The following is a 21,979-nucleotide window of genomic DNA, read 5'->3' as shown; positions in this document are numbered from 1 at the left end:
CATGGTCACCGGACGGTCGCCGCACCGAGGTGACCCAAGGCAGTCGGAACGAGGCAGCCCGTGGCCACGAGTGTGCGACGTACCACTCTGACCCTTCCCACCGCCCCCGTGGGGCCCGACAACCCCCTGCCCGCGCTGCGCCCCCTCGACGAGGTGCACCGCGTGGACGACCGCACCCGGGCCACCCTTCCCGGCGACATGGCCCGTCAGGTCGCCTACGCACCACTGCGGTCGGTGCTGCCGGTGCGGCTGCGCGATGGCTACGGCCGCGACCGCGCCCCCGCCGCCCTCGACGCCATCGTCCTGGAGAACGACCGGCTTCGGGCCACCGTGCTACCCGGGCTCGGCGGCCGGGTCCACTCACTGGTCCACAAGCCGACCGGCCGTGAGCTGCTGTACCGGAACCCGGTGCTCCAGCCCGCCGACTTCGCCCTCAACGGCGCCTGGTTCTCCGGCGGGATCGAGTGGAACATCGGCGCCACCGGCCACACCACCCTGTCCTGCTCACCCCTGCACGCCGCCCGCGTCCCCGCCCCCGACGCCGCCGAAGGGGGCGCGATGGTGCGGCTGTGGGAGTGGGAGCGGCTGCGCGATCTGCCCTTCCAGGTGGATCTGTGGCTGCCCGCCGACTCCGCGTTCCTCTACGTGGGCGTCAGGATCCGCAACCCCCACCACCTCCCCGCCCCCGTCTACTGGTGGTCCAACATCGCCGTCCCCGAGGACGAGCGCACCCGCGTCCTCGCCCCCGCCGACGACGCCTGGCACTTCGGCTACGCCCGTACCCTCGGCAAGGTGCCGGTCCCCGAGTGGGACGGCGCCGACCGCACCTATCCGCTGCGCGGCGACTACCCCGCCGACTACTTCTACGAGGTGCCCGACGGCGCCCGCCGCTGGATCGCCTCGCTCGACGCCGACGGCGGCGGCCTCGTCCAGACCTCGACCGATCTGCTGCGCGGCCGCAAGCTCTTCGTCTGGGGCGCGGGCCCCGGCGGACGGCGCTGGCAGCAGTGGCTGACCGAGCCCGGCACCGGCGGCTACGCCGAGATCCAGGCCGGGCTCGCCCGCACCCAGCTCGAGCACATCCCGCTGGAGGCGGGCGAGGAGTTCGCCTGGCTGGAGGCGTACGGCCCGCTGACCGCCGACCCGGTGGCCGTCCACGGCGCGGACTGGGCCGCCGCCCGCCGCGAGACCGAGACCCGGCTGGAGGCGGCGCTGCCGCGCGCCGCCGTCGACGCGGCCCACGCCGCCTGGCGCCCGTACGCCGACGCGGAGCCGGTGGAGCGCCTCGCGACCGGCTCCGGCTGGGGCGCGCTGGAGATCGAGCGCGGCGGATTCCAGCTGCCCGGGACGCCGTTCGACCCCGACACGCTGGGGGAGGAGCAGGAGCCGTGGCGCCGGTTGCTGCGCACCGGCGCCCTGCCCGACTGGGCGCCGGGCCCCTCCCGGGCCGACCCCGGCGCCTCCGTGGTCGCGCCCGCCTGGCGCGACCTCCTCGAAGCGGCGCCCTCGACCGCCGCCGCCGAGTATCACCTCGGCGTCGCCCAGTGGCACGCGGGCGACCGCGCCCAGGCCGAGCGCAGCTGGGAGCGGTCGCTGCGGTGCGCGGAGACGCCCTGGACGCTGCGCTGTCTGGCCGTCGCCGACACCGCCTCCGGCCATCCGGCGCGCGCGGCGGAACGGCTGCTGCGCGCCGTACGGCTCCTCCTCACCTCGGCCGCCGCCCCGGAGCCCGAGGCGCCCCCGGTGCTCGAAACGGCGGGAACGGGGCAGGGGGTGGCGCGGCGGGAGGCGGGGGCCGTGTCAGTCGCCGCGCCGCCCGTCGCCGCCGATCCGGCCGCCCTGGAGACGGCCGAGGCGGCGCTCGGCCGGGAAGCGATCCTCGCGCTGCTCGCGGCCGACCGCGCCGACGACGCACGAGCGGTCCTCGACGCACTGCGCCCCGCCATCCGCGCACGCGGCCGCTTCCGGCTGTTGCGCGCCCAGGTCCTGCTGGCCCAGGGCGACGCCCTGGCCGCCCGCGCCGTCTTCGACGAGGGCTTCGAGGTCTGCGATCTGCGCGAGGGCGACGAGGCGTTGAGCGACACCTGGTACGCGATCGTGGAGCGGCTGGCGACCGGCACCGAGGACCCACTCACCGAGGAGGTCCGCGCCCGGACCCACGCCGCGCACCCCCTCCCCGCCCACTACGAATTCCGCATGCGCCCCGCCTAGCGGGCCTACGGCCCGCAGGTGGCAACCGGGGCGCGCCCACCTGGCGAGCGTACCGACCGGGCCGCGCCCGTATGCGTCCCGCGCTCAGCGAGTGGTCTGGCCCGGGCCGTCCGGTGGCCCGACCGGCGACCCGCCCGCGCAGCGAGTGCTCGGCCGGGGCGCGCCCGCGCTCTGCGCGTGGGCTGGGCCCCAATGAGCCGCCTGCTGGGCTTGCCCCGCGGGTTGGCCTCGTGGCGACGGTCCGATCCGGGCCGCGTTCGCAGGCGGCTTCGTGGCGGCGGCCAGGCCCGGGCGGCGCCCGCGTGCGTTCCGCGGCCCGCATCGCGACGTGCCCGACGTGCGCGCGGGCGGCATACGGGGTGTCCGGCGGGCCACGCGGCGGAGCCGCATATCGATGCTTTCCCCTCCCCGCCCCTTCCCTCGACTGGGGCTCCGCCCCAGACCCCGGGGTCCAGGGGCGAAGCCCCTGGTAGCGGGAAGGGGCGGGGAGGGGAGCAGCCCGCCCCGCCGCAGGCGTCACGCCGTGGGCCATCGTCCGTGGGCCATCGTGCGCCAGAGGTGGCCAAGGCGGGGCCGGACCCGCATGGCGATGCCCCGTGGCGGGCACCCGGGCGCGGACGTCGGCATGGCGCGTCAGCGGAAAGGAGCCGCGTACCGTGAGGACACCGCATGATCCTGGGGCGGATCCGGAGGATGAGGGGGTTCCCGATCCGCGGGACGGGACGTCCGAGCGGCAGTGGGCGGAGGATCCTGAGCAGTTGCCCGTGGCCGGGGACGAGCCGACGATCGCCGGATACCGGGACACCACGAGCGCGGAGACGCGTGAGCGGGAGTCGCTCGACGAGCGGTTGGCCGATGAGGAGCCGGAGGCGGGGGAGCCGGTCGGCACGGTGGCGGAACCGGCGGGGCTGCTGTACGACGAGCCGGACCCCGATCTCCCGCGTGAGCAGGATGTCTACTCTCAGGATGTCTACTCTCAGGAGGGCTCGACCAGCGGGCTGTCCGCCGAGGAGGAGGCGGTCCGGATCAAGAGCGATGAGCTCCGGGATGTGGACGATCTCTACGAGGAGGTCGACGACGAGGAGGTCATCGTGGATCCGGGACCGCCCTCCTGACGGGTCTGCCGGACGGTGAATTCACGGGCGGGTCACGCCGGATTCCGGTCGACATACTCGAAGATCGAGCCGTCGGGGTGGCGGGCCACCAGGGTGCGGCCCACGGGGGCGGGCAGTGGACCGGCGACGATCTGCCCGCCGACCGCCGTGAGATCGGCGATCGTCTCGTCCACGTCCTTCACCGCGATCGTCGCCGTGATCTTGCGGAGAATCGACATCTCCGACTCCGGTCCGCTCATCAGGAAGAAGCAGCCGACCGCCGCGACCGTGACGGGGCCGCGCTGGAAGCGCACCGCCTCGGCTCCCGTCAGCTTCTCGTAGACGGCGATCGCCGAGTCCAGGTCGTCGACGCACACGCGGAGTGAAGTCCCCAGAATATCCATGCGGGCGAGCCTAGTTGAACTGCTCAGACGCGGCAGAGGATCTCACCGTGCAGGACGGCGAACCAACCGTCCGGGGCCTCGCCCCACGTCCGCCACGCCTCCGCGATCGACCGCAGCTCCTCCTCCGTGGCATGGCCGCCGTCCACCGCGAGCCGGGCGTAGGAGGAGGCGACCGTGCGGTCCGCCCACAGACCGCTCCACCACGCCCGCTCCTCCTCGGTGGCGTAGCACCACGCCGTGGCGGTCGAGGTGATGTCGGTGAACCCCGCCTCCAGGGCCCAGGAGCGCAGCCTGCGACCGGCGTCCGGCTCACCGCCGTTGGCCCGCGCGACCCGGCGGTAGAGGTCCAGCCAGCCGTCCAGCCCGGGGACGGACGGGTACCAGGTCATGGCGGCGTAGTCGGAATCGCGCACCGCCACGATGCCGCCCGGCGCGCACACCCGGCGCATCTCGCGCAGCGCCCCCACCGGGTCGCCGACATGCTGCAGCACCTGATGGGCGTGGACCACGCAGAAGGAGTCGTCGGGGTGGTCCAGCGCGTGGACGTCGGCGACCGCGAAGGAGACGTTGGCCAGCCCGCGCTCGTCGGCCACCGCGCGGGCCCGCTCCAGGATGGCGCCCTCGGCGTCGACGCCCGTGACCTGCCCCTGGGGGACCAGCTCCGCCAGGTCCGCGGTGATGGTGCCGGGGCCGCAGCCGATGTCCAGGATCCGCATATGGGGCCTCAGATGGCCGGTGAGATACGCGGCGGAGTTGGCCGCCGTGCGCCAGGTGTGCGAGCGCAGCACCGACTCATGGTGGCCGTGGGTGTAGACGGCGGCGTCCTTCGGCATGGTGGAACTCCCCCTTCGGGACCGGTGAACGGGTGGCTCCACCGTAGAAGGCATCTCGCATCACGAGAAGAACCGTCTCAGTATGCGAGCGATGCGCGAGCGTTTCCGTAGAGCAGCGAAGGGGCGGTGGGGAGACGAAACCCCACCGCCCCTTCGGCGGAATGTGCCGCGTCAGACAGGCGGCTCCGTCACATCGCCCCGGCTGATCACGCCCAGTGCGCGCCCCGCCTCGACCACCGGGAGCCGCCCCACCGCATGCCGCCGCATCAGCGCGGCCGCCTCGGCCACCTCCTCGTCCGGCCCGATCGTCACCGGGTCCGGGGTCCATACGGCATGGCAGGTGACGGCGAGAGGGTCTACGCCCTCGGCGACCGCGCGGAGGGTGATGTCGCGGTCGGTGAGGACGCCGAGTACCTCCCCGTCGCTGGCGACCAGCACATCGCCGATGTCCTGTGCGCGCATCAGTTGCGCGGCCTCCACCAGCGAGGCATCGGGGCGCACCCAGATCGCGGGCCGCGTCATGGCCTCCCGGACGGGGCGCGTCGGATCGCGCGGTGGGTCCTGGGACACCTGTCCACCTCCCCTTCCTGGGTGATGTGCTGCCCGCAGTACCCACGTGCGTCGGGGCTATGCGCGGCGGATATGCGCCGTCCGCGATCCCTGGGCGATCCCCTACGTGCTCGGGTGCGGCCCCGGCTACGTACTCGGGTGCGGCCCCAGCTTCGTGCTCGGGCGCGGCACCAGCTACGTACTCGGGCGCAGCCCCAGTGCCGAGACCACCTCCTGCACCGTGTGGAACGTCCGGTCCGTGGGCAGTTCCTCGGCCAGAGCGATCAGCCCGTCCGGTGTGTGCCGGTCCTCCAGGACGCGCAGCAGCCCCTCACGATCCGCCGGGAACGACGTACGTCCCAGCCGGCGGCCGAACTCGAACCGCACCGCCTCGGCCTCACCGGTCGTCCCCCGCGCCGGGACCGGCCCCAGGGCGACGTCCGGGTCGTCGTCGGCGGCCGGCTCCGGGTCGTGCCACTCCTCGGCCCGGGTCGGATGCCCGGAGCGGATCAGCCCCTGGAGCTCGTGCTTCATCTCGTCGTCCTTGTGGACGCTCAGCCGGTCGCTGCCTCGCTGCATGTCGGTCCCCTTCCTCAGCGGGTCCGGGTGTCTCCCGGGTCGGTCATCTCCCGGGATATGCCAATCGGTTCCGGGACGGTCGAATCCGCTCCCGGGATGTTCGGTCCGCGGATGTTCAATCCGCGGGCGCGGGCGCGGGCCGTCCCCGGCCCGCGCCGGGCGGCGGCGCGGCCGGCCTCGCGTACATCGCACGGCAGGTGGTCTGGTCGGCGCCCTGCCCTTCCAGGCGGCGGCTCGCCTCGCGGGCGGCGCGTTCCTGCTCCTCGGCCGCTGACTCGTCCGGGTGCGTGGTGTCGACATGGACGCCGGCCCAGGGGCCCGGACGGTCATAGAGCGGTTGGAGATGTCCGAGTCGCATGTACTCCCTCCAGATTTCGCGTCCCCCACGCGTACCCATGACGACGGCATCGACACGAGGTCGTCGGGACGATTGGGGGGTGAGGTTCCGAAGCCGACGTTTGGGGCTCGTGGGGGAGGGGGACCCGTTGGCCGGCCGAGCGGCCCGTAGGGAGTGAGGAGCGGCGCCGGACGCGGGACATCAGGGGCCGGGTCCGGCGCCGTGCCCTGTCCAGATGCCCTGCGGAAGTGCCCGCGTACCCGTGGTCCGCTCGCGTTGACGAGAATTCCTGAGGACTCCCGAGGACTCCTGAGGACTGTTAACGAGCGTGGGGCACGGGTACCCGGCGGCGCATGACTGATAAATCGGCCTATCCGAAGGCGGGCATACCCGCGGCCGGGGACCTGGCGGAGCCGGTCGCACGAGCCGTCCGCGAAGAGGTCCGCCGGGAGCTGCGCGAGCAGTCCGGGCGGCGCGCGGTCCGCCTCTACGGTGGCGCGGCGGCGGCCGCGCTCTATGCGGGGGGTGCGCTGACGGCGTGCCTTGTGCTGCTGTTCGCGTTGGCGCTTCCGGGGTGGGCGGCGGCGCTGGTCGTCTTCGCGCTGTTGCTGGTGGTGGCGGGGTGGCTGAAGAACGCGGCGGGGCAGGGGGCGGGGCGACGGCCCGGCGCGCCTTCTTCGGCGCCTTCCGCCCCTGCGGCCCCTTCCGCGCCTGCCGCGCCTTCCGCCCCTTCGGGGCCCGTGGCTCCTCCCGGTCCTTCTGGCGGCCCCGCCGGTCCTGAAGGGCCCACCGGTCCTGGCAGCCCCACCGGTCCTGGCGGGCCCGTCCCCGGTCCTGGCGGGCCCGTCGCGCCTCCGACGCCCCCGGGGACGCCGGGGCCGGGGGCGCCCCCTCAGCCCCCTCATCCTCCTCATACGGGGTGATCGCCCATGGCGGAGAATCCGCTGCTGACCAGGCACGGCGAGGCGCTGGACCTCTTCACCGAACGGGTGCACGCGATCCGGCCCGATCAGTGGGACGACCCGACGCCCTGCACCGAGTGGACCGTACGCGACCTGGTGAACCATCTCGCGGTCGAGCAGATGTGGGTGCCGCCGCTGGTCCGGGAGGGGGCGAGCGCCGGCGACCAGAGCGATGCGCTGGAGGGCGATCTGCTCGGTGATGACCCCGTCGCCACGTGGGACGTGGTGGCGACCGCGGCGCGGGACGCGTTCCGCGAGCCGGGGGCGCTCGACCGGATGGTCGGCCTCTCGTACGGGGAGAGCCCCGCGACGCATTACTGCGCGCAGATGACGGCTGATGCGGCGGTGCACGCGTGGGATCTGGCTCGGGCCATTGGGGCGGACGAGCGCATTCCCAAGCCGCTGGTGGACTTTTCGGTGCGGGAGGTCGCGCCGTATGCGGCGGATTTGGAGGAGAGCGGGCTGTTCGCGGCGCCGGTTGAGCCTCCGGCGGGGGCGGATGCGCAGGCCCGGCTGCTGGCCCTGCTGGGCCGCGAGCCGTAGGCAGATTCCCCACCCCGCCCCTTCCCGAAAGAGGAGGCTCCGCCCCCTCACCCCCACCGGGGCTCCGCCCCGGACCCCGCTCCTCAAACGCCGGAGGGGCTGATTCGGGCGGGGGTGTGGGCGTCGCCCACACCCCCGCCCGCATACCGGCCCACCGCGCCCCGCGGAATTCAGCAGCGGACCCGGGGCCGGTCCCAGTGGCGGTGGGCGGATATGGCTTCGGTGAAGGCTTGGGTGAATTCCTCGCTTGCCCTGCCCGTCGTGGTGTCCGTGACGACGCCGCGGTCGGTGCAGACGTGGCCGTGGCCGGAGGCTATGTGGAGGCCTTCCGGGGCGAGGGAGGAGAGGATGCCGACGCCGGAGCCGAGGGCGCCGATGGGTTTGCCGTGGCGGTAGGCGTCGCGGACGAAGCGCATGGCCTCGTTGTCGGAGGCCAGGCCGGGGGTGCCGGTGGGGCCGCCGGGGAGGAGGACGGCGTCGTAGAGGACGGAGGCGACCGTGGGGAGGGCGCGGTCCACCGCGTAGCCGTTGCCGTCGGCGCCGAGGACCTTGCCGTCGTGCGGGGCGAGGGCCTCGACGATGGCGCCCTGGGCGGTGAGCGCCTCCTGGGCCTGGGTGAGCTGGCCGGTGTCCACACCGTCCATGACCAGTACCGCGATCTGGCGGGTGCGGATCGAGCCGTCGCCGTGGAGGTTCTCGATGCTCAGCGCGGGCGAGGCCTGGGGTTTGTGGTTGTTGGCGCCGGGTTCCGGCAGTGCCACGCCGATGCCCTGGGCCACCTGCGAGGCCAGGTCGTAGTCGACCTGGGCCAGTTGCTCGACCGTGCGTTCCCGCACATGCACCGCGCCGACCTTGCCCAGCTCGAAGCGGAAGGCGTCGACGATATGGCGCCTCTCCCAGTCGCTCATGCTGTTCCAGAACAGCGCGGCCTGGCTGTAGAAGTCCTTGAAGGACTCGCTCCGCTTGCGGATCTTGTGGCCCTCGACCCGCTCCGCGTAGTGGGAGAAGGCGTAGCCGTCCGCTCCGGCGAGGGCCGGGCAGCCGCCGCCGAGCGAGTTGGGGGAGTAGTTGGTGCCGCGGTGGATCGCGGTCTGGTGGTAGCCGTCCCGCTGGTTGGTCCGGGCGGGGGTGACCGGCTGATTGACCGGGAGCTGCGCGAAGTTGGGCCCGCCCAGCCGGATCAGCTGGGTGTCCAGATACGAGAAGTTGCGGGCCTGCAGCAGCGGGTCATTGGTGAAGTCGATGCCGGGGACCACGTTGGCGGTGTGGAAGGCCACCTGCTCGGTCTCCGCGAAGAAGTTGTCCGGGTTGCGGTTCAGGATCATGTGGCCGATCGGCCGCACCGGCACCTGCTCCTCCGGAATGATCTTCGTGGCGTCGAGCAGATCGACCTCGAAGTTGAACTCGTCCTCCTCCGGGATCAGCTGCACCCCCAGCTCGTACTCGGGGTACTGACCCGCCTCGATCGCCTCCCACAGATCGCGCCGGTTGAAGTCCGGGTCGCGGCCCGCGCACTCCTGCGCCTCGTCCCACACCAGCGAGTGGACGCCCAGCTTCGGCTTCCAATGGAACTTCACGAAGGTGCCGCGGCCCTGGGCGTCCACGAAGCGGAAGGTGTGCACCCCGAAGCCCTGCATCATCCGGTAGCTGCGCGGAATCGCCCGGTCCGACATCAGCCACATCATCATGTGCATGGTCTCGGGCTGGAGCGACACGAAGTCCCACAGGGTGTCATGGGCGGAGGCGCCGGTCGGGATGTCGTTCTGCGGCTCCGGCTTGAGCGCGTGCACGAAGTCGGGGAACTTGATCCCGTCCTGGATGAAGAAGACCGGCATGTTGTTGCCGACCAGGTCGTAGTTGCCCTCCGAGGTGTAGAACTTCGTCGCGAAGCCCCGTACGTCCCGCACCGTGTCCGCCGACCCCCGGGGCCCCTGCACGGTGGAGAACCGCACGAAGACCGGGGTGCGCACGGACGGATCCTGGAGGAAGGCGGCGCGGGTGAACTCCGCGCAGGACTCGTACGGCTCGAAGTAGCCGTACGCGCCCGCGCCCCGCGCGTGCACCACCCGCTCCGGGATGCGCTCATGGTCGAAATGGGTCAGCTTCTCGCGGAAGTGGAAGTCCTCCATCAGGGTCGGGCCGCGCTCGCCCACGGTGAGGGAGTCATCGGTGTGGTCGACGGCCACGCCCTGGTCGGTGGTCAGCGGCCCTTCGGCGGGGTCGGGCGCGCGGTACATGTCGCGCTGCCGCTCCTTGCGGTCCTCCGTCATCGTGCCGATCCCTTCGTCGTCTTCGCGAACTCCTCCAGGAACGCCTCGCGGAACGCCTTGAGGTCATCCGGCTTACGGCTGGTGATCAGGGTGTTGGGGCCGCCGGTGCAGATCTTGACCTGCTCGTCCACCCAGGTCCCGCCGGCGTTGGTGATGTCGGTGCGCAGACTCGGCCAGGAGGTCAGGGTGCGGCCGCGTACGACATCGGCCTCCACCAGCGTCCAGGGGGCGTGGCAGATCGCGGCCACCGGCTTGCCCGCGTCGAAGAAGCCCTTGGCGAAGGCGACGGCCTTGCGGTCCAGGCGCAGGAAGTCGGGGTTGGCCACTCCGCCGGGCAGCACCAGGGCGTCGTACTCCTCGACCGTCGCGTCCTTCACGACCTGGTCGACCTCGAAGGTGTCCGCCTTGTCGAGATGGTCGAACGCCTGGATACGGCCGGGCTTGGTGGACACCAGACGCGGGGTGCCCCCGGCGTCCCGGACCGCCTGCCAGGGGTCGGTCAGCTCGACCTGCTCCACGCCTTCCGGGGCGACGAGAAAGGCGACCTTCATTGCTGCTCACGTCCTTCCGGTCTCTACCTTCCGGCCTCTTCCGGTCCGGTTCCGGTCTCTTCCGGTCCGGGTATCGCATCCGTCCGGTGCGGCGGGTAGCCAGCGCGGACGGGGTCGAAACGGGAACATCACGCGCGTCAGGCGTCGTCCGGCGTCTTCTTCCGGTGCGGCAGGAACTCCCGCGCCTTCGCCTTCAGGCCCTGGCGGACCATGCCCGCCCGGTCCGGGTCGCCCTTGATGATCGACTCGGCCGTGGCCGCCATCTGCTCCCGGGTGGCGTGCGGCGGGATCGGGGGGACGTCCGGGTCGGTGAGGAACTCCACGACCGCCGGGCCGTCCGCGCTCAGCGCCTCCCGCCACGCCCGCTCGACCTGCTCGGGCTTCTCCACCCGGATGCCGGTCATGCCGAGCGATTCGGCGAACCGCGCGTAGGAGACATCGGGGATCGCCTGCGAGGGCGGGAACTGCGGTGCCCCGCCCATCGCCCGCATCTCCCAGGTGACCTGGTTGAGATCCTGGTTGTTCCAGATGGCGACCACCAGCTGGGGGTCCTCCCACAGCCGGCGGTACTTGGCCACCGTGATCAGCTCGGCCAGGCCGTTCATCTGCATCGCGCCGTCCCCGACCAGCGCCACCGCCAGCCGGTCCGGGCGGGCGAACTTGGCGCCGATCGCGTACGGCACCCCGCAGCCCATCGTGGCCAGCGTGCCCGACAGCGAGCCGCGCATCTCGCCGCGCATCCGCAGATGGCGGGCGTACCAGTTGGCGACGGAGCCGGAGTCGCAGGTGATGATGGCGTCGGAGGGCAGCAGCGGGTCCAGGCAGTGGGCCACGTACTCGGGGTTGATCGGGTCGGCGGACACCTCCGCGCGGGAGCCCATCACCTCGCGCCAGCGCCGTACGCCCGCGACGATCTCCTCCTGCCAGTCCCGCGCCTCCTTGCGCTGCAGCAGCGGCAGCAGCCGCAGCAGGGTCTCGCGCGCGTCACCGACCAGATTGACCTCATACGGATAGCGCATCCCGATCATGTGCGGATCGAGATCGATCTGGACCCCGCGGGCCTTGCCGAACTCCGGCAGGAACTGGCTGTACGGAAAGCTGGAGCCGATGGTCAGCAGGGTGTCGCAGTCCCGCATCAGCTCGTACGAGGGCCGGGTGCCCAGCAGCCCGGTGGACCCGGTGACATAGGGCAGTTCATCGCTGAGCACATCCAGGCCGAGCAGCGCCTTGGCGACCCCGGCGCCGAGGGTCTCGGCCGTCCGCTGGACCTCCTTGCGCGCCCCGGCGGCGCCCTGGCCGACCAGGATCGCCACCCGCTCGCCCGCGTTCAGCACCTCCGCGGCCCGCTCCACCGCGCTGTTGGAGGGCACCGCGGACCAGCCGCTGCGGTCCAGGCTGGAGGGCACCATCTTGAACTCATGGGTGGGCGCGGAGTAGTCGAGGTCCTGCACATCCGCCGGGATGATCACGGCGGTGGGGGCGCGGCGGGCGTAGGCGGTGCGGATGGCCCGGTCCAGGACGTTGGGCAGCTGCTCGGGGACGGTGACCGTCTCCAGGAAGTCGGAGGCCACGTCCTTGAAGAGGCTGTGCAGATCCACCTCCTGCTGGTACGAGCCGCCCATCGCGCTGCGGTGGGTCTGGCCGACCAGGGCCACCACCGGGACGTGGTCCATCTTGGCGTCGTACAGCCCGTTCAGCAGGTGGATCGCGCCGGGCCCCGAGGTCGCCGCGCAGACGCCGAGGCGGCCGCTGAACTTGGCGTAGCCGACGGCCTGGAACGCGGCCATCTCCTCGTGCCGGGCCTGGATGAACCGGGGCTCGTTCTCGGCCCGCCCCCATGCGGCGAGCAGGCCGTTGATTCCGTCCCCCGGGTAGCCGAACACATGCTCGACACCCCACTCCGACAGTCGGGCGAGGATGTAGTCGGCCACTTTCATGGTCATGGTGGGTCATCGCTCCTCTCGGCGATCGCTGTCAACCGGCGACCTGCGGCAGCACCTTGGTGCGGTAGAAGTCGAAGAATCCGCGCTGGTCGGGGCCGATCTGATTGACGTAGACGGTGTCGAACCCGGCCTCCGCGTACGCGTTCAGCGCGGCCACGTGCGCCTCCGCGTCATCCCCGCAGACCACTTCCCCGGCCACCCGCTCGGGGGTGACGAGCCGGGCGGCCTGCTCGAACTGGCCCGGGGTGGTCAGCGTCGACAGCACCTCGCCGGGCAGCCCCTCGGTCGGCCACAGCCGGTGGGCGGTGCGCAGCGCCTCGTCGGGGTCCGGGCCGTAAGCCACCTTCAGGCCGCCGCGGGCCGGTTTGCTGTTGCCCCCGGCGCCGCTGCCGCGCCGGAACCGCGCCACCAGCTCCGCGTCCGGGGTCATGGTGATGAAGCCGTCGCCGACCCGGCCGGCCAGCGCGGCGGCGGCCGATCCGAAGGCCGCGATGTCGATGGGCACCGGCTCCTCGGGCACGGTGTACAGCCGCGCGTTCTCCACCGTGTAGTGCTTGCCGTGATGGATGACGCGGCGCCCCTCGAACAGCTGGCGCATCACCATCACGGCCTCCTCCAGCATCTCCAGCCGGATCGGCGCGGGCGGCCAGCGGTCGCCCAGCACATGCTCGTTCAGCGCCTCGCCGCTGCCCACACCCAGCCGGAAGCGGCCCTCCAGCAGCACCGCGCTGGTCGCGGCGGCCTGGGCCACGATGGCGGGGTGGATACGGATGGTGGGGCAGGTCACCGCGGTCTGCACGGGCAGGCTGGTGGCCTGGGCGAGGGCGCCGATCACCGACCAGACGAATGAGCTCTGGCCCTGGGCGTCGTTCCAGGGGTGGTAGTGGTCCGAGATCCACAGATGACTGAAACCGGCCTGCTCCGCCATCCGGGCCTGCTCGACCAGGTCCGCGGGCCCGTGTTCTTCGGCGGCCAGGAAGTAGCCGTACTCGGTCATGGGCCCTCCTCGAGCGCGGACACCGGCGGATGCGACGAGTAACCGGGGCCAGGGGAAGGAAACCTCGTTTGATCCGGGCCGGGACGGGCACGCGCCCTGTGTGCCGGATGGACCGTCGAAGGAGGCCCCGCGCCGGGACGTCGTCCGCGCCTGGACGCCCATGGCCGAGCGGCTCGCCGGCCAGTTCCGCGACCGCGGCGAGGTCACCGAGGATCTGCGGCAGGTCGCCATGGTCGGCTTGGCCAAGGCCGTCTCCGCGGCGAGCCCCAGAGCCGGATCGCCGGCCGGCTCGGCATCTCCCGGACGCGGGTCTCCCGCCTGCTCAGCGACACCCGCGCCCGGCTGGGCAGACCGGCACGGCCCGGTGCGGCCTGAGCGGGGGCCGGTGCGGCCCGAGCGGGTGCCGCGGCCGGCTCACGCCCCGGGGGCCGGGGCGCGCTCGGCCGTGCGCGCCATGGCCAGGGCGACATGGCGGGAAATCCGGTCCGCCACGCCCGCCTCCGCCATCTCGAAGGCACCCCGCCCGCCCGTACGGAAGAGCGTGAGCGACCCCAGGACCGGGCCCGCGCCCGCGCGCAGGGGTATGCACAGCAGCGAGGTGACCTCCTCCCGCACCAGCACCGGAGCTCCCGTCGCGTCCCGGCCGAAGGCGTCGGCGTCGACCGGGCTCACCCACAGCGTGGAGGCCCCGTCGTACAGCGCGTCCACCACCAGGGGGCAGTCGGCCGGATCCTGCTCGGCCAGGGACGCCGTACGGTCGCCCACCGCGTCCCGCGGGCCGAGGGCCGCCACCCGGCGCGGGTTGCCGGGACCGGCCTCCGGGGCCAGATCGGCGATCACCCAGTCCGCGAACCGGCCGTGCAGCACCTCCGCGGCCGCGGTCAGCGCCGCCTCCGGGCCGTCCCCGGCCGGGTCCACCCGCAGCAGCGCCGCCGTCATGTCGTCCACCAGGTCCAGCAGCTCGGCATGGCGGGACACCTCGCCCAGATCCGGCCGGGACTCCTGGGCCCACACCCCGGCCGCCCCCTCGTCCGCCGACGGGCCGGCCACCCCGGGCTGGAACGCCGCCAGCACCGCCGGATGGGGCTCGCCCGGCGGCCGCAGCGCGGCCAGGGTCACCCGCACCTCACCGTGGACGGGCGGCTGCGACAGCCACACCGTCAGACTGCGGTCGCCCTCGCCGCGCGCGACCGCGGCGACCTGCGAGCGCAGCGCCGCCTGCCCGTCGCGCCGCAGCGCGGCGGTGAGCGGGCGGCCGGTGGCGTATCCGGCCCGGGTGTGGAACAACTGGGTGGCGGTGAAGTTCATGCGCCGCACCACGGCGTCGCGGTCCAGCAGCACCGTGGCGATCGGCAGCCGCTGGAACAGCGCCCGCAGCAGCTGCTGTTCCTGCGGGTCGCCCCGGCCGCCGCCGGGGCCGCGGGGTGAGGCGGCCGTCAGTTCCTCGTACCGTGGCCACAGCACGTCCACCACATGCTGGAGTTCGAAGAGGGCGGCGTCCAGCAGGGAAGGCCGCTCCTGGGAGGGCAGCGCCCGCGCGGTCCGCAACTCTTCCACCCGTCTGCGGAAGTCCGCGAGCTCCGCACCAAACTCCTGCGCCTCTGGCATGGGCACACCGTAGCCTGACCGCACTCACCGGGCCGCACGGGTGGTGTTTTCCACTCAAGTGCGGGGAGACCCGAAGAAATCGGGGCCCCGGAAGGACGGGGCCGGACAGCACATCGCACCGGAGCGAAAGGAGTGAACTCGGCGATGACCGACCGTACGCACATCCGCGCGGCCTTCCAGCCCGACGCACCCTCCCTCGGGCGCGGTCTGGCCGAACTGGCGGAGCAGGCCGCCGCGGGCACACCCGAGAGCTGCGGGGCCACCGCCACCGCCGTACTCGCCGAGGAGCCCCCCGGCGGCGTGGACGCCGACCGGACCACGGCGGCCACCCACCCCGATCTGTCCGCGCTGGTGTCGGTCCAGCTGCGGGTCGGGGAGGGCCCGATCCTCGCGGCGCTGAACACCGGCCGCCCGGCGGGCGCCGACGACCTGCTCCACGACGACCGCTGGCCGCGCTACCGGGCGCGGGCGCTGGACGCGGGCATCCGGTCCTCCGCCGCCCTGCCCTTCGCCTGCGACGGACTCACCGTGACCGTCTCGGTCTACGGGCTGCGCCCGGGGCCCCTGCGGAGGGCCGCTCAGGGCGCCACCGGGCTGCTCGGCGACCTGGCCACCGAGAGCATGGCCCGCGACCGGCTCTACCGGGCCGCCCTGGTCCAGGTCGACCAGCTGGACACGGCGCTGCGCAGCCGGCCGGTGGTGGACCAGGCGTGCGGAATCGTCATGTACGTCCTGGGCTGCGACCCGGACCAGGCGTTCGACCTGCTGCGCCGGCTCTCCCAGCGGACCAACCGCAAGCTGGCGGAGCTCGCCGAGACCGTGGTGCGCACCCGCGGCCGCGGTCTGGAGCGGAACCTCATCGAGTTCGGCCGGTCAGCCGCTCCCGGACCCGATCGGCCAGCGTCCGGCCCGGACCGGGACCTTCCGGGCTGACCGGGGGCACCCCTTGCGCCGCGGCCGCCGCCTCGCCGACCCGCAGGCCCAGCGCCATCCGCTCCTCGGGGGTGAGCCGCTCCCGCAGCTCGGGGAAGACCAGGTCCTCCTCGCCGCGGATATGCATGGACACCACGTCCATCAGCTCCCGGACCAGCGGGTCGAACCGCCGGTCCCGGGGGTCCACGGCGTCCAGGTCGGACAGGATCCGCTCGGCCTCGGTCAGCTCCTCGATCTCCTCGTCGGCGATCCGGTCGCCGTTCGGCAGCGCCTTGCGGACCGTGGGGTACAGATGGACCTCCTCGGTCACGGAGTGCCGCACCACCGCCACCGTCATCCGGTCGACCAGCTGCCGCCGCCGCTCCGGGTCGGTGGCGGCGCGGTACCCCTCGAAGAGGTCGCGCACCGTGCGGTGGTCCGCGGTGAGCAGGGCCACCACATCGTGTTGTTCCGGCGTCGCTGTCATGGCGCCCGGGTCCCCCGGGCCCCTTCCGCGAAACGGCGCCGGAGATCTGCGAAGGTGGACATACGTGGGCGGTGACCCGCCGGACACGGGCGGAGGTGTGGACGGAATGCAGCGGCAGTGGACCGCTCCGGCACCGGCGGACCGGGACGACGGCGGACTGCCGGTCCTCCCGGAGCTGCTCGACAGCTTCGTCGCGGCGGCCGGTCACACCGCGCCGGGCCCGGTCGGCGGCTCGGCCGGGCTGCGCTCGGCGGCCTGTGGCTACTGGTCGCGGCGCGGGCTGTGGACCGACCCCGAGCATGTCGTGGTCGCCCCCGGCGCCGAACCGCTGCTGCTGGCGCTGCTCGCCTCGGCCCCCGGCGGCGATGTGCTGCTGCCCCGCCCCTGCGCCGCCTGGTACGCGCCGCTGGTGCGGCTGGTGGACCGGCGCGCCCACCACGCGCCCGTCCCGGCCGAATGCGGTGGGCTGCCCGATCCGTTCGCGCTGCTGGAGATCGTGCGCAGGATCCGCGCCGAGGGCGGGGTGCCCAGGGTCCTGCTGCTGTCGGCGGCCGACGACCCCACCGGCACCGTGGCCCCGCCCGAGCTGCTGCACGAGGTGTGCGAGGCGGCCGTGGCCGAGGGGCTGCTGATCGTCAGCGACGAGACCTGGCGGGACACCGTCCACCATCCGCGGGGCACGGTGCTGCTCAGCCCGGCCGAGATGTCCCCCGAGAACGTGATCGTGCTCTCCGATCTGGCGGGCGCCTTCACCCCGGCGGGCTGGCCCGCCGCGATCGCCCGGTTCCCCGCGACCGAGCGCGGGGCGGAGCTGCGCGGCCGGGTGCTGTCGCTGCTCACCGCCGTACGGTCCGGGCTGCCCGCGCCCATCGCGGCGGCCGCCGCGTACGCCCTCGACGAGCCCGAGCCGGTACGGGACCGGCTGGCGGCCGCCGTCCGGGCGCACGGGGCCGTGGCCGCGGCCGCCTACCGCGCGCTGACCGCCGTCGGGGCGCTGGCCCGCCCGCCGCAGGCCGGCCGGCATCTCTACGCCGACCTCGACGAGCTGCGCGGGGTGCTCGCCGCCCGTGGCATCACCGACTCGGTGGAGCTGGAGCGCGAGCTGGTGCGGCGGATCGGCCGGAGCGTGGCCGGGGGCCACCGCTTCGGCGACCCTCCGCACACCCTGCGGCTCCGGCTGGCGACCCTGCCGCTGCTCGGCGCGGCGGAGGAGTCGCGGCTACGGGCGCTCCGGACGCCGGATCCGCTGGAACTGCCCCATGTGGCCACGGCGTTGGGCGCCTTCGAGGCGGCCTTCCGCGACCTGATCGAAAGCAGTCCGGTGAGCTGAGCCGCCCCGGACCCCAGCCACGGACCTCCGAGGCGCGCCGGCACCGAGGGGCCGGCCCGGACACGGCCCGGATAGATACGGAAGACGGCCCAGATACGGAAGGGAGCCAGGCCATGACGGACCACGCCGAGCAGGCGGAACCGGCGGAGCCGACGGAGCCCGCGGAACCGGCCGAACCGGCCGGGCGGCGCCGCGCCCGGCCCGGCGCCACCCGGCCCCGGCTGGCCCCGGCCGTCCCTGAGCCGGGCGGCCTGGAGCCGGGCGGCCTGGAGCCGGGTGGCCCCCAGCCGGGCGGCCTGGAGCCCACCGTCCCCGCGCCGGGCGCCCCGCGTCCGCCGGGTGAGATCCGCAGTTGGCCGCCGTCGTTCGCCGACCGGCTCACCTCCCCGCTGCCGGGGGTGCGGGCGCTGGCCCGGCTGGCCCGGGAGGGGTGGCTCAGACCGTCCGTGGAGACGCTCCGCGACATCCCCGAGCTGCCCTTCGAACCGGGCCCGCTGCCGCTCATCGGCCCCGGCTTGACCGCGCTCACCTGGGCCGGGCACGCCAGCTGGGTGGTGCGGATCGGCGGGCTCACCGTGCTCACCGACCCGGTCTGGGCCCGCAAGATCCTCGGCACCCCGGCCCGGGTCACTCCGGTGGGGGTCCGCTGGGAGGACCTGCCGCCCGTGGACGCGGTCGTCATCAGCCACAACCACTACGACCATCTGGACGCGCCCACGGTCAAACGGCTGCCGAAGGCGACGCCGGTCTTCGTGCCCGCCGGGCTCGCCCGCTGGTTCCGGGTGCGCGGATTCACCCGGGTGACCGAGCTGGACTGGTGGGAGGCGGCCGAACTGCCCGGCGAGGACGGCCCGGTCCGCTTCGACTTCGTCCCGGCCCACCACTGGAGCAAGCGCACCCTCACCGACACCTGCCGCTCGCTGTGGGGCGGATGGGTCATCACCGCGCCCGACGGACAGCGGGTGTACTTCGCCGGGGACACCGGTTACGGCCACTGGTTCCGGCAGATCGGCCGCCGCTACCCGGGCATCGATGTCGCGCTGCTGCCCATCGGCGCGTACGAGCCGCGCTGGATGCTGACCGGGGTGCACACCGATCCGGAGGAGGCCGTACAGGCGCATCTGGACCTGGGGGCGCGGGTGCTGGCGCCCATGCACTGGTCCACCTTCCTGCTCGCGGCCGAGCCGCCCCTGGAGCCGCTGCACCGGATCCGCGCGGCCTGGGAGGCCACCGGGCGGCCGCGCGAGGAGCTGTGGGATCTGCCGATCGGGGCATCCCGCGTACTCGGATAAGGCGGCCAAGTGGGTTAATCCAGGGCATAAGTGACGGGTAGCACATAAGTGGCGAGTGATGCGGAGCGCACCTAACTTCCTTTTCATGCGCACACCTAAACTTCGCCACCTCGCCGGCCTCACGGCCGTCCTCGTCATCGAACTCGCCCAGCTCCCCGGAGCCCACGCCGCCCCCGTCGACCAGGCCGCGACCCGTCATGTGGTCCAGCCCGGCCAGTCCATCCAGGCCGCCGTGGACGCCGCCGCGCCCGGCGACACCATCGAGATCAGGCCCGGCACCTACCGGGAGAACCTCCAGATCACCACCGACCGGCTGACCCTGGTCGGCGCGGGCGAGTCCACCGTGCTCTCCCCGGCCGAGGAGCCCTCGGACAACGCCTGTGGCGAGGCCGGCCACGGCATCTGTGTCACCGGGACGGCCGAAGACCCCGTCTCGGATGTGCGGATCGCCTCACTGAAGGTCACCGGCTTCGCGAAGAACGGCATCTGGGGCTCCGGCACCGACCGGATGACCGTACGGAACACCACCACCGAGGACAACGGCCAGCAGGGCATGGGCCAGGAGATGTCCACCCGCGGCACCTTCGTCGACAACGTCTCCCGGAACAACAAGCAGTCCGGCGTCTTCCTGGCCAACACCATGGACGCCGAGGGCGGCGCCACCGACGCCCTGGGCACCGTGGTGGCCGGAAACCAGCTCAGCGGCAACCGGACCGGGGCCGTGGTCCGCCGGCTGCGCGACCTCTCGGTCGAGGGGAACACCATCACCGCCAACTGCGCCGGGGTGTTCATCGTCGGCGACGAGTCGACCCCGCGCGCCGGGGACCTGAACGTCCGCAACAACTCCGTCTACGAGAACAACGCCTACTGCGAGGCCACCGACCGGCTCCCGTTCATCCAGGGCGCCGGCATCGTGCTCACCGGCACCGAGGGCACCCGGGTGACGGGCAACCAGGTGAACGACAACGTGGGCACCTCGCCCATGTCCGGCGGGATCGTGCTCTTCACCAGCAGCGTCGGCGCCCCCAACGCCAAGAACGCCATCAGCCGGAACGTGATGAGCGGCAACAAGCCCGCCGACCTCGCCGACCGGGACAACGGCCCCGACAACACCTTCACCGACAACGTGTGTGAGCTGTCCGCGCCCACGGGCCGGTGCTGAGAGGCGGCGACATGACCACTGTGGACACCGACAGAGCCGCCGCGGCACAGCCCCCACCGGCCGCGCTCCCCCCGCCCATGCGGCTGCGCGAAATCGTCTTCGGCGCCGCACGGGCGGCCTCGGTGCGTGCCGCGGTCCGGCTGCGCGTCGCCGACGCGCTGGGCGACCGGCCCGTCTCCATCGGCGAGCTGGCCTCCGCCGTGGACGTCGAGCCCGATCCGCTGCGCCGGCTGCTGCGCTCCCTGGCCTGCTGTCAGATCTTCGCCGAGACCGAGGACGGCCGCTTCCGGCACACCGAGATGTCCCGGCTGCTGCGCGAGGACACCCCGGGCAGCCTGCGCAACATCGCCCTGTGGTGCACCGAGCCATGGACCTGGGAGGCGTGGCCGCTGCTGGACCGGGCGGTGCGCACCGGCGGCTGCGTCGTCAACGAGATCTACGGCAAGGACTTCTTCGCCTATCTCCATGAGGACGCGCCCGAGTCGGCCCGGGTGTTCGACGCCGCGATGACCACCTCCAGCCGGCAGTCCGCCACCGACGTCGCCGCCTTCCTCGACCTCGACGGGGTCAAGGAAGTGGTGGACATCGGCGGCGGCCAGGGGCATGTGCTGGCCGGCCTGCTGGAGAAGCATCCGGCGCTGCACGGCGCGCTGCTGGACCTGCCGCAGGTGGTGGCGCACGCCGACCCGCGGCTGCGGGACGGCGGGGCGCTGGCCTCGCGGGCCACGCTCGTGCCCGGCGACTGCCGCCGCGAGGTCCCCGTCGAGGCCGACCTCTACATCATCAAGAACATCCTCGAATGGAACGACGAGAGCACCCGCCGGACACTCGCCAACGTGGTCGCGGCGGCGCGCCCCGGCGCCAGGGTGGTCGTCATCGAGAACCTCGTCGACAACAGCCCCAGCTCCTTCACCACGGCGATGGACCTGTTCCTGCTGCTCAATGTGGGCGGCCGGAAGCACACCGAGGAGAGCATGGTGGCGCGGATGACCGAGGCCGGTCTGAACGTGACCGACATCCGGCCCGTCAACGGCGCACTGCACGCCTTCGACTCCACGGTGCCCACCAAGGCCCGCCGCTAGGGGCGCGTCGATAAGGGGCTCCGCCCCTGGACCCCGGGGTCCAGGGGCGGAGCCCCTGGCATTGCGACAAGCTCAGCTGTAGCGGTACGAGGAGAGGTGTGCGAACACCACCACATTGGCCGTGTAGTCCTTGGCCGTGTGGTCATAGGCCCCGCCACAGGTGATCAGCCGCAGCTGGGCGTTGGGGGTGTCCCCGTAGACCTGCTTGTCCGGGAAGGCGTTCTTCTTGAACGTCTTGACCTTGTCCACCACGAAGGTCGCCACGATCCCGTCCTCGCGGGTGATGGCCACCTTGCTCTTCGGCTTGAGCTGGCCGAGGGGGTAGAACACCGCCGGGCCGATCTTGGTGTCCACATGCCCGGCCACGATGGCGTTGCCGCGCTCACCGGGCGAGGGGCCGCCCTCGTACCAGCCCACCAGGTTCTGGTCGGTGTCCGGGGGCGGGACCAGCACGCCCCCGGCGTCCAGCGACAGCGGGATGAAGGGCGCGCTCACGCCGATCGAGGGGATGTCCAGATGGGAGGCGGGGGAGCGCGGCAGCGCGGGTCCCGGACGGGACTCGGGGGCGGTCGTCGACTCCGGGGAATCCGCGTACGCGTCCTCGTTGGAGGTGTCGCTCTCCGGTTCGGAGATGGACGCGGGGGCGCTGGCCGCGGGCCGGGCCGACTGGGTGTTCTGGGAGGAGGCGGCGTCGACGGAGTTGTAGATGAGGAATACGCCGATGAGGGCCGACGCGGCGGCCCAGCGGAGAATGCGGGTGTTGCCATCGGCAGCGCCCTGCTTGGCCGGCTTTCCCATGGGGGTGTTCGCCTTTCTTACAGCGCCTTGTCTCA

21 protein-coding genes and 1 pseudogene are annotated in these 21,979 nt (G+C 73.1%); 10 read left to right on the top strand and 12 right to left on the bottom strand.

The genetic code is table 11. The features are described 5' to 3' along the window. Positions 1-60 precede the first annotated feature (60 nt). Together JK364_RS22665 and JK364_RS22660 are read left to right on the top strand one after the other, a co-directional pair. Entirely contained in the window at positions 61-2,211 is a 2,151-nt protein-coding gene (locus JK364_RS22665; protein WP_201852988.1) for a DUF5107 domain-containing protein, read from the top strand. Between the two features lie 656 nt (positions 2,212-2,867). After that, on the top strand, positions 2,868-3,326 hold the full coding sequence (locus JK364_RS22660; protein WP_201852987.1) for a hypothetical protein: 459 nt from the start codon (positions 2,868-2,870) through the stop codon (positions 3,324-3,326). A gap of 32 nt (positions 3,327-3,358) precedes the next feature. Here JK364_RS22660 and JK364_RS22655 read toward each other — a convergent pair whose 3' ends face one another. From JK364_RS22655 to JK364_RS22635, 5 genes are all read right to left on the bottom strand, one after another. Beyond that, on the bottom strand, positions 3,359-3,709 hold the full coding sequence (locus JK364_RS22655; protein ID WP_201852986.1) for a VOC family protein: 351 nt from the start codon (positions 3,707-3,709) through the stop codon (positions 3,359-3,361). A gap of 23 nt (positions 3,710-3,732) precedes the next feature. After that, positions 3,733-4,542, bottom strand: coding sequence for a class I SAM-dependent methyltransferase (locus JK364_RS22650; protein ID WP_201852985.1), 810 nt, complete (start codon positions 4,540-4,542; stop codon positions 3,733-3,735). A gap of 171 nt (positions 4,543-4,713) precedes the next feature. Then, positions 4,714-5,064 carry a CBS domain-containing protein gene (locus JK364_RS22645; RefSeq protein ID WP_201853301.1) on the bottom strand — a complete coding sequence of 117 codons (351 nt, stop codon included), beginning with the start codon at positions 5,062-5,064 and terminating at the stop codon, positions 4,714-4,716. Positions 5,065-5,286: 222 nt separating this feature from the next. Further along, positions 5,287-5,670: a DUF2795 domain-containing protein gene (locus JK364_RS22640; protein ID WP_201852984.1), complete on the bottom strand. Its 384-nt coding sequence runs from the start codon at positions 5,668-5,670 to the stop codon at positions 5,287-5,289. 115 nt (positions 5,671-5,785) lie between these two features. Next, positions 5,786-6,028, bottom strand: a complete 243-nt coding sequence (locus JK364_RS22635; protein ID WP_201852983.1) for a hypothetical protein — start codon at positions 6,026-6,028, stop codon at positions 5,786-5,788. 332 nt (positions 6,029-6,360) lie between these two features. Between JK364_RS22635 and JK364_RS57590 the strand changes: the two are divergent. The 3 genes and pseudogenes from JK364_RS57590 to JK364_RS22625 all read left to right on the top strand — a co-directional run. Beyond that, positions 6,361-6,612, top strand: a pseudogene (locus JK364_RS57590) (hypothetical protein); the annotation flags it as partial. 17 nt (positions 6,613-6,629) lie between these two features. Then, positions 6,630-6,788 carry a hypothetical protein gene (locus tag JK364_RS57585; RefSeq protein WP_230992435.1) on the top strand — a complete coding sequence of 53 codons (159 nt, stop codon included), beginning with the start codon at positions 6,630-6,632 and terminating at the stop codon, positions 6,786-6,788. Positions 6,789-6,936: 148 nt separating this feature from the next. Further along, positions 6,937-7,512: a TIGR03086 family metal-binding protein gene (locus tag JK364_RS22625; protein WP_201852981.1), complete on the top strand. Its 576-nt coding sequence runs from the start codon at positions 6,937-6,939 to the stop codon at positions 7,510-7,512. A 170-nt stretch (positions 7,513-7,682) separates the two neighbouring features. Here the strand turns inward: JK364_RS22625 and JK364_RS22620 are convergent, their stop codons facing one another. From JK364_RS22620 to JK364_RS22600, 5 genes are all read right to left on the bottom strand, one after another. Further along, positions 7,683-9,782, bottom strand: a complete 2,100-nt coding sequence (locus JK364_RS22620; RefSeq protein ID WP_201852980.1) for a catalase — start codon at positions 9,780-9,782, stop codon at positions 7,683-7,685. Then, positions 9,779-10,333 (bottom strand): type 1 glutamine amidotransferase domain-containing protein, encoded by a 555-nt coding sequence (locus JK364_RS22615; protein WP_201852979.1) that lies wholly within the window; start codon positions 10,331-10,333, stop codon positions 9,779-9,781. The genes JK364_RS22620 and JK364_RS22615 overlap by 4 nt, the downstream gene beginning before the upstream one ends. A 137-nt stretch (positions 10,334-10,470) precedes the next feature. Then, positions 10,471-12,276, bottom strand: a complete 1,806-nt coding sequence (locus JK364_RS22610; RefSeq protein WP_201852978.1) for a thiamine pyrophosphate-requiring protein — start codon at positions 12,274-12,276, stop codon at positions 10,471-10,473. Between the two features lie 31 nt (positions 12,277-12,307). Further along, the gene (locus JK364_RS22605; RefSeq protein WP_201852977.1) at positions 12,308-13,273 is read right to left on the bottom strand and encodes a TIGR03557 family F420-dependent LLM class oxidoreductase; all 966 of its coding nucleotides are present in this window, start codon (positions 13,271-13,273) and stop codon (positions 12,308-12,310) included. Positions 13,274-13,687: 414 nt separating this feature from the next. Then, a complete protein-coding gene (locus JK364_RS22600; RefSeq protein WP_201852976.1) occupies positions 13,688-14,881 on the bottom strand; it encodes a PAS domain-containing protein in 1,194 nt (397 codons plus the stop codon). A gap of 144 nt (positions 14,882-15,025) precedes the next feature. On the opposite strand from JK364_RS22600, the gene JK364_RS22595 reads away from it, so the two are divergent. After that, positions 15,026-15,814, top strand: a complete 789-nt coding sequence (locus tag JK364_RS22595) for an ANTAR domain-containing response regulator (protein ID WP_201852975.1) — start codon at positions 15,026-15,028, stop codon at positions 15,812-15,814. Here JK364_RS22595 and JK364_RS22590 read toward each other — a convergent pair. Further along, positions 15,738-16,280 carry a hemerythrin domain-containing protein gene (locus JK364_RS22590; RefSeq protein WP_201852974.1) on the bottom strand — a complete coding sequence of 181 codons (543 nt, stop codon included), beginning with the start codon at positions 16,278-16,280 and terminating at the stop codon, positions 15,738-15,740. The two genes, JK364_RS22595 and JK364_RS22590, sit on opposite strands and share 77 nt — an antisense overlap. A gap of 106 nt (positions 16,281-16,386) precedes the next feature. Between JK364_RS22590 and JK364_RS22585 the strand changes: the two genes are divergently transcribed. The 4 genes from JK364_RS22585 to JK364_RS22570 all read left to right on the top strand — a co-directional run bounded on the left by JK364_RS22585 (position 16,387) and on the right by JK364_RS22570 (position 21,146). Beyond that, positions 16,387-17,610, top strand: coding sequence for an aminotransferase class I/II-fold pyridoxal phosphate-dependent enzyme (locus tag JK364_RS22585; protein WP_201853300.1), 1,224 nt, complete (start codon positions 16,387-16,389; stop codon positions 17,608-17,610). A gap of 113 nt (positions 17,611-17,723) precedes the next feature. Continuing rightward, complete coding sequence (locus tag JK364_RS22580; RefSeq protein ID WP_230992372.1) at positions 17,724-18,902, top strand: MBL fold metallo-hydrolase; 1,179 nt, start codon at positions 17,724-17,726, stop codon at positions 18,900-18,902. Positions 18,903-18,987: 85 nt separating this feature from the next. Beyond that, entirely contained in the window at positions 18,988-20,064 is a 1,077-nt protein-coding gene (locus JK364_RS22575) for a right-handed parallel beta-helix repeat-containing protein (protein ID WP_201852973.1), read from the top strand. 11 nt (positions 20,065-20,075) lie between these two features. Continuing rightward, positions 20,076-21,146, top strand: coding sequence for a methyltransferase (locus JK364_RS22570; RefSeq protein ID WP_201852972.1), 1,071 nt, complete (start codon positions 20,076-20,078; stop codon positions 21,144-21,146). Between the two features lie 72 nt (positions 21,147-21,218). Here the strand turns inward: JK364_RS22570 and JK364_RS22565 are convergent, their stop codons facing one another. Next, complete coding sequence (locus JK364_RS22565; protein ID WP_201852971.1) at positions 21,219-21,944, bottom strand: class F sortase; 726 nt, start codon at positions 21,942-21,944, stop codon at positions 21,219-21,221. Between the last annotated feature and the right edge of the window lie 35 nt (positions 21,945-21,979).

It is taken from the genome of Streptomyces endocoffeicus (genome assembly GCF_016741935.1).
In the GTDB taxonomy this organism is placed as follows: Bacteria; Actinomycetota; Actinomycetes; order Streptomycetales; family Streptomycetaceae; genus Streptomyces; species Streptomyces endocoffeicus.
The sequence above is the reverse complement of the archived record's forward strand: the minus strand, read 5'-3'. Positions and strand labels throughout refer to the sequence as shown.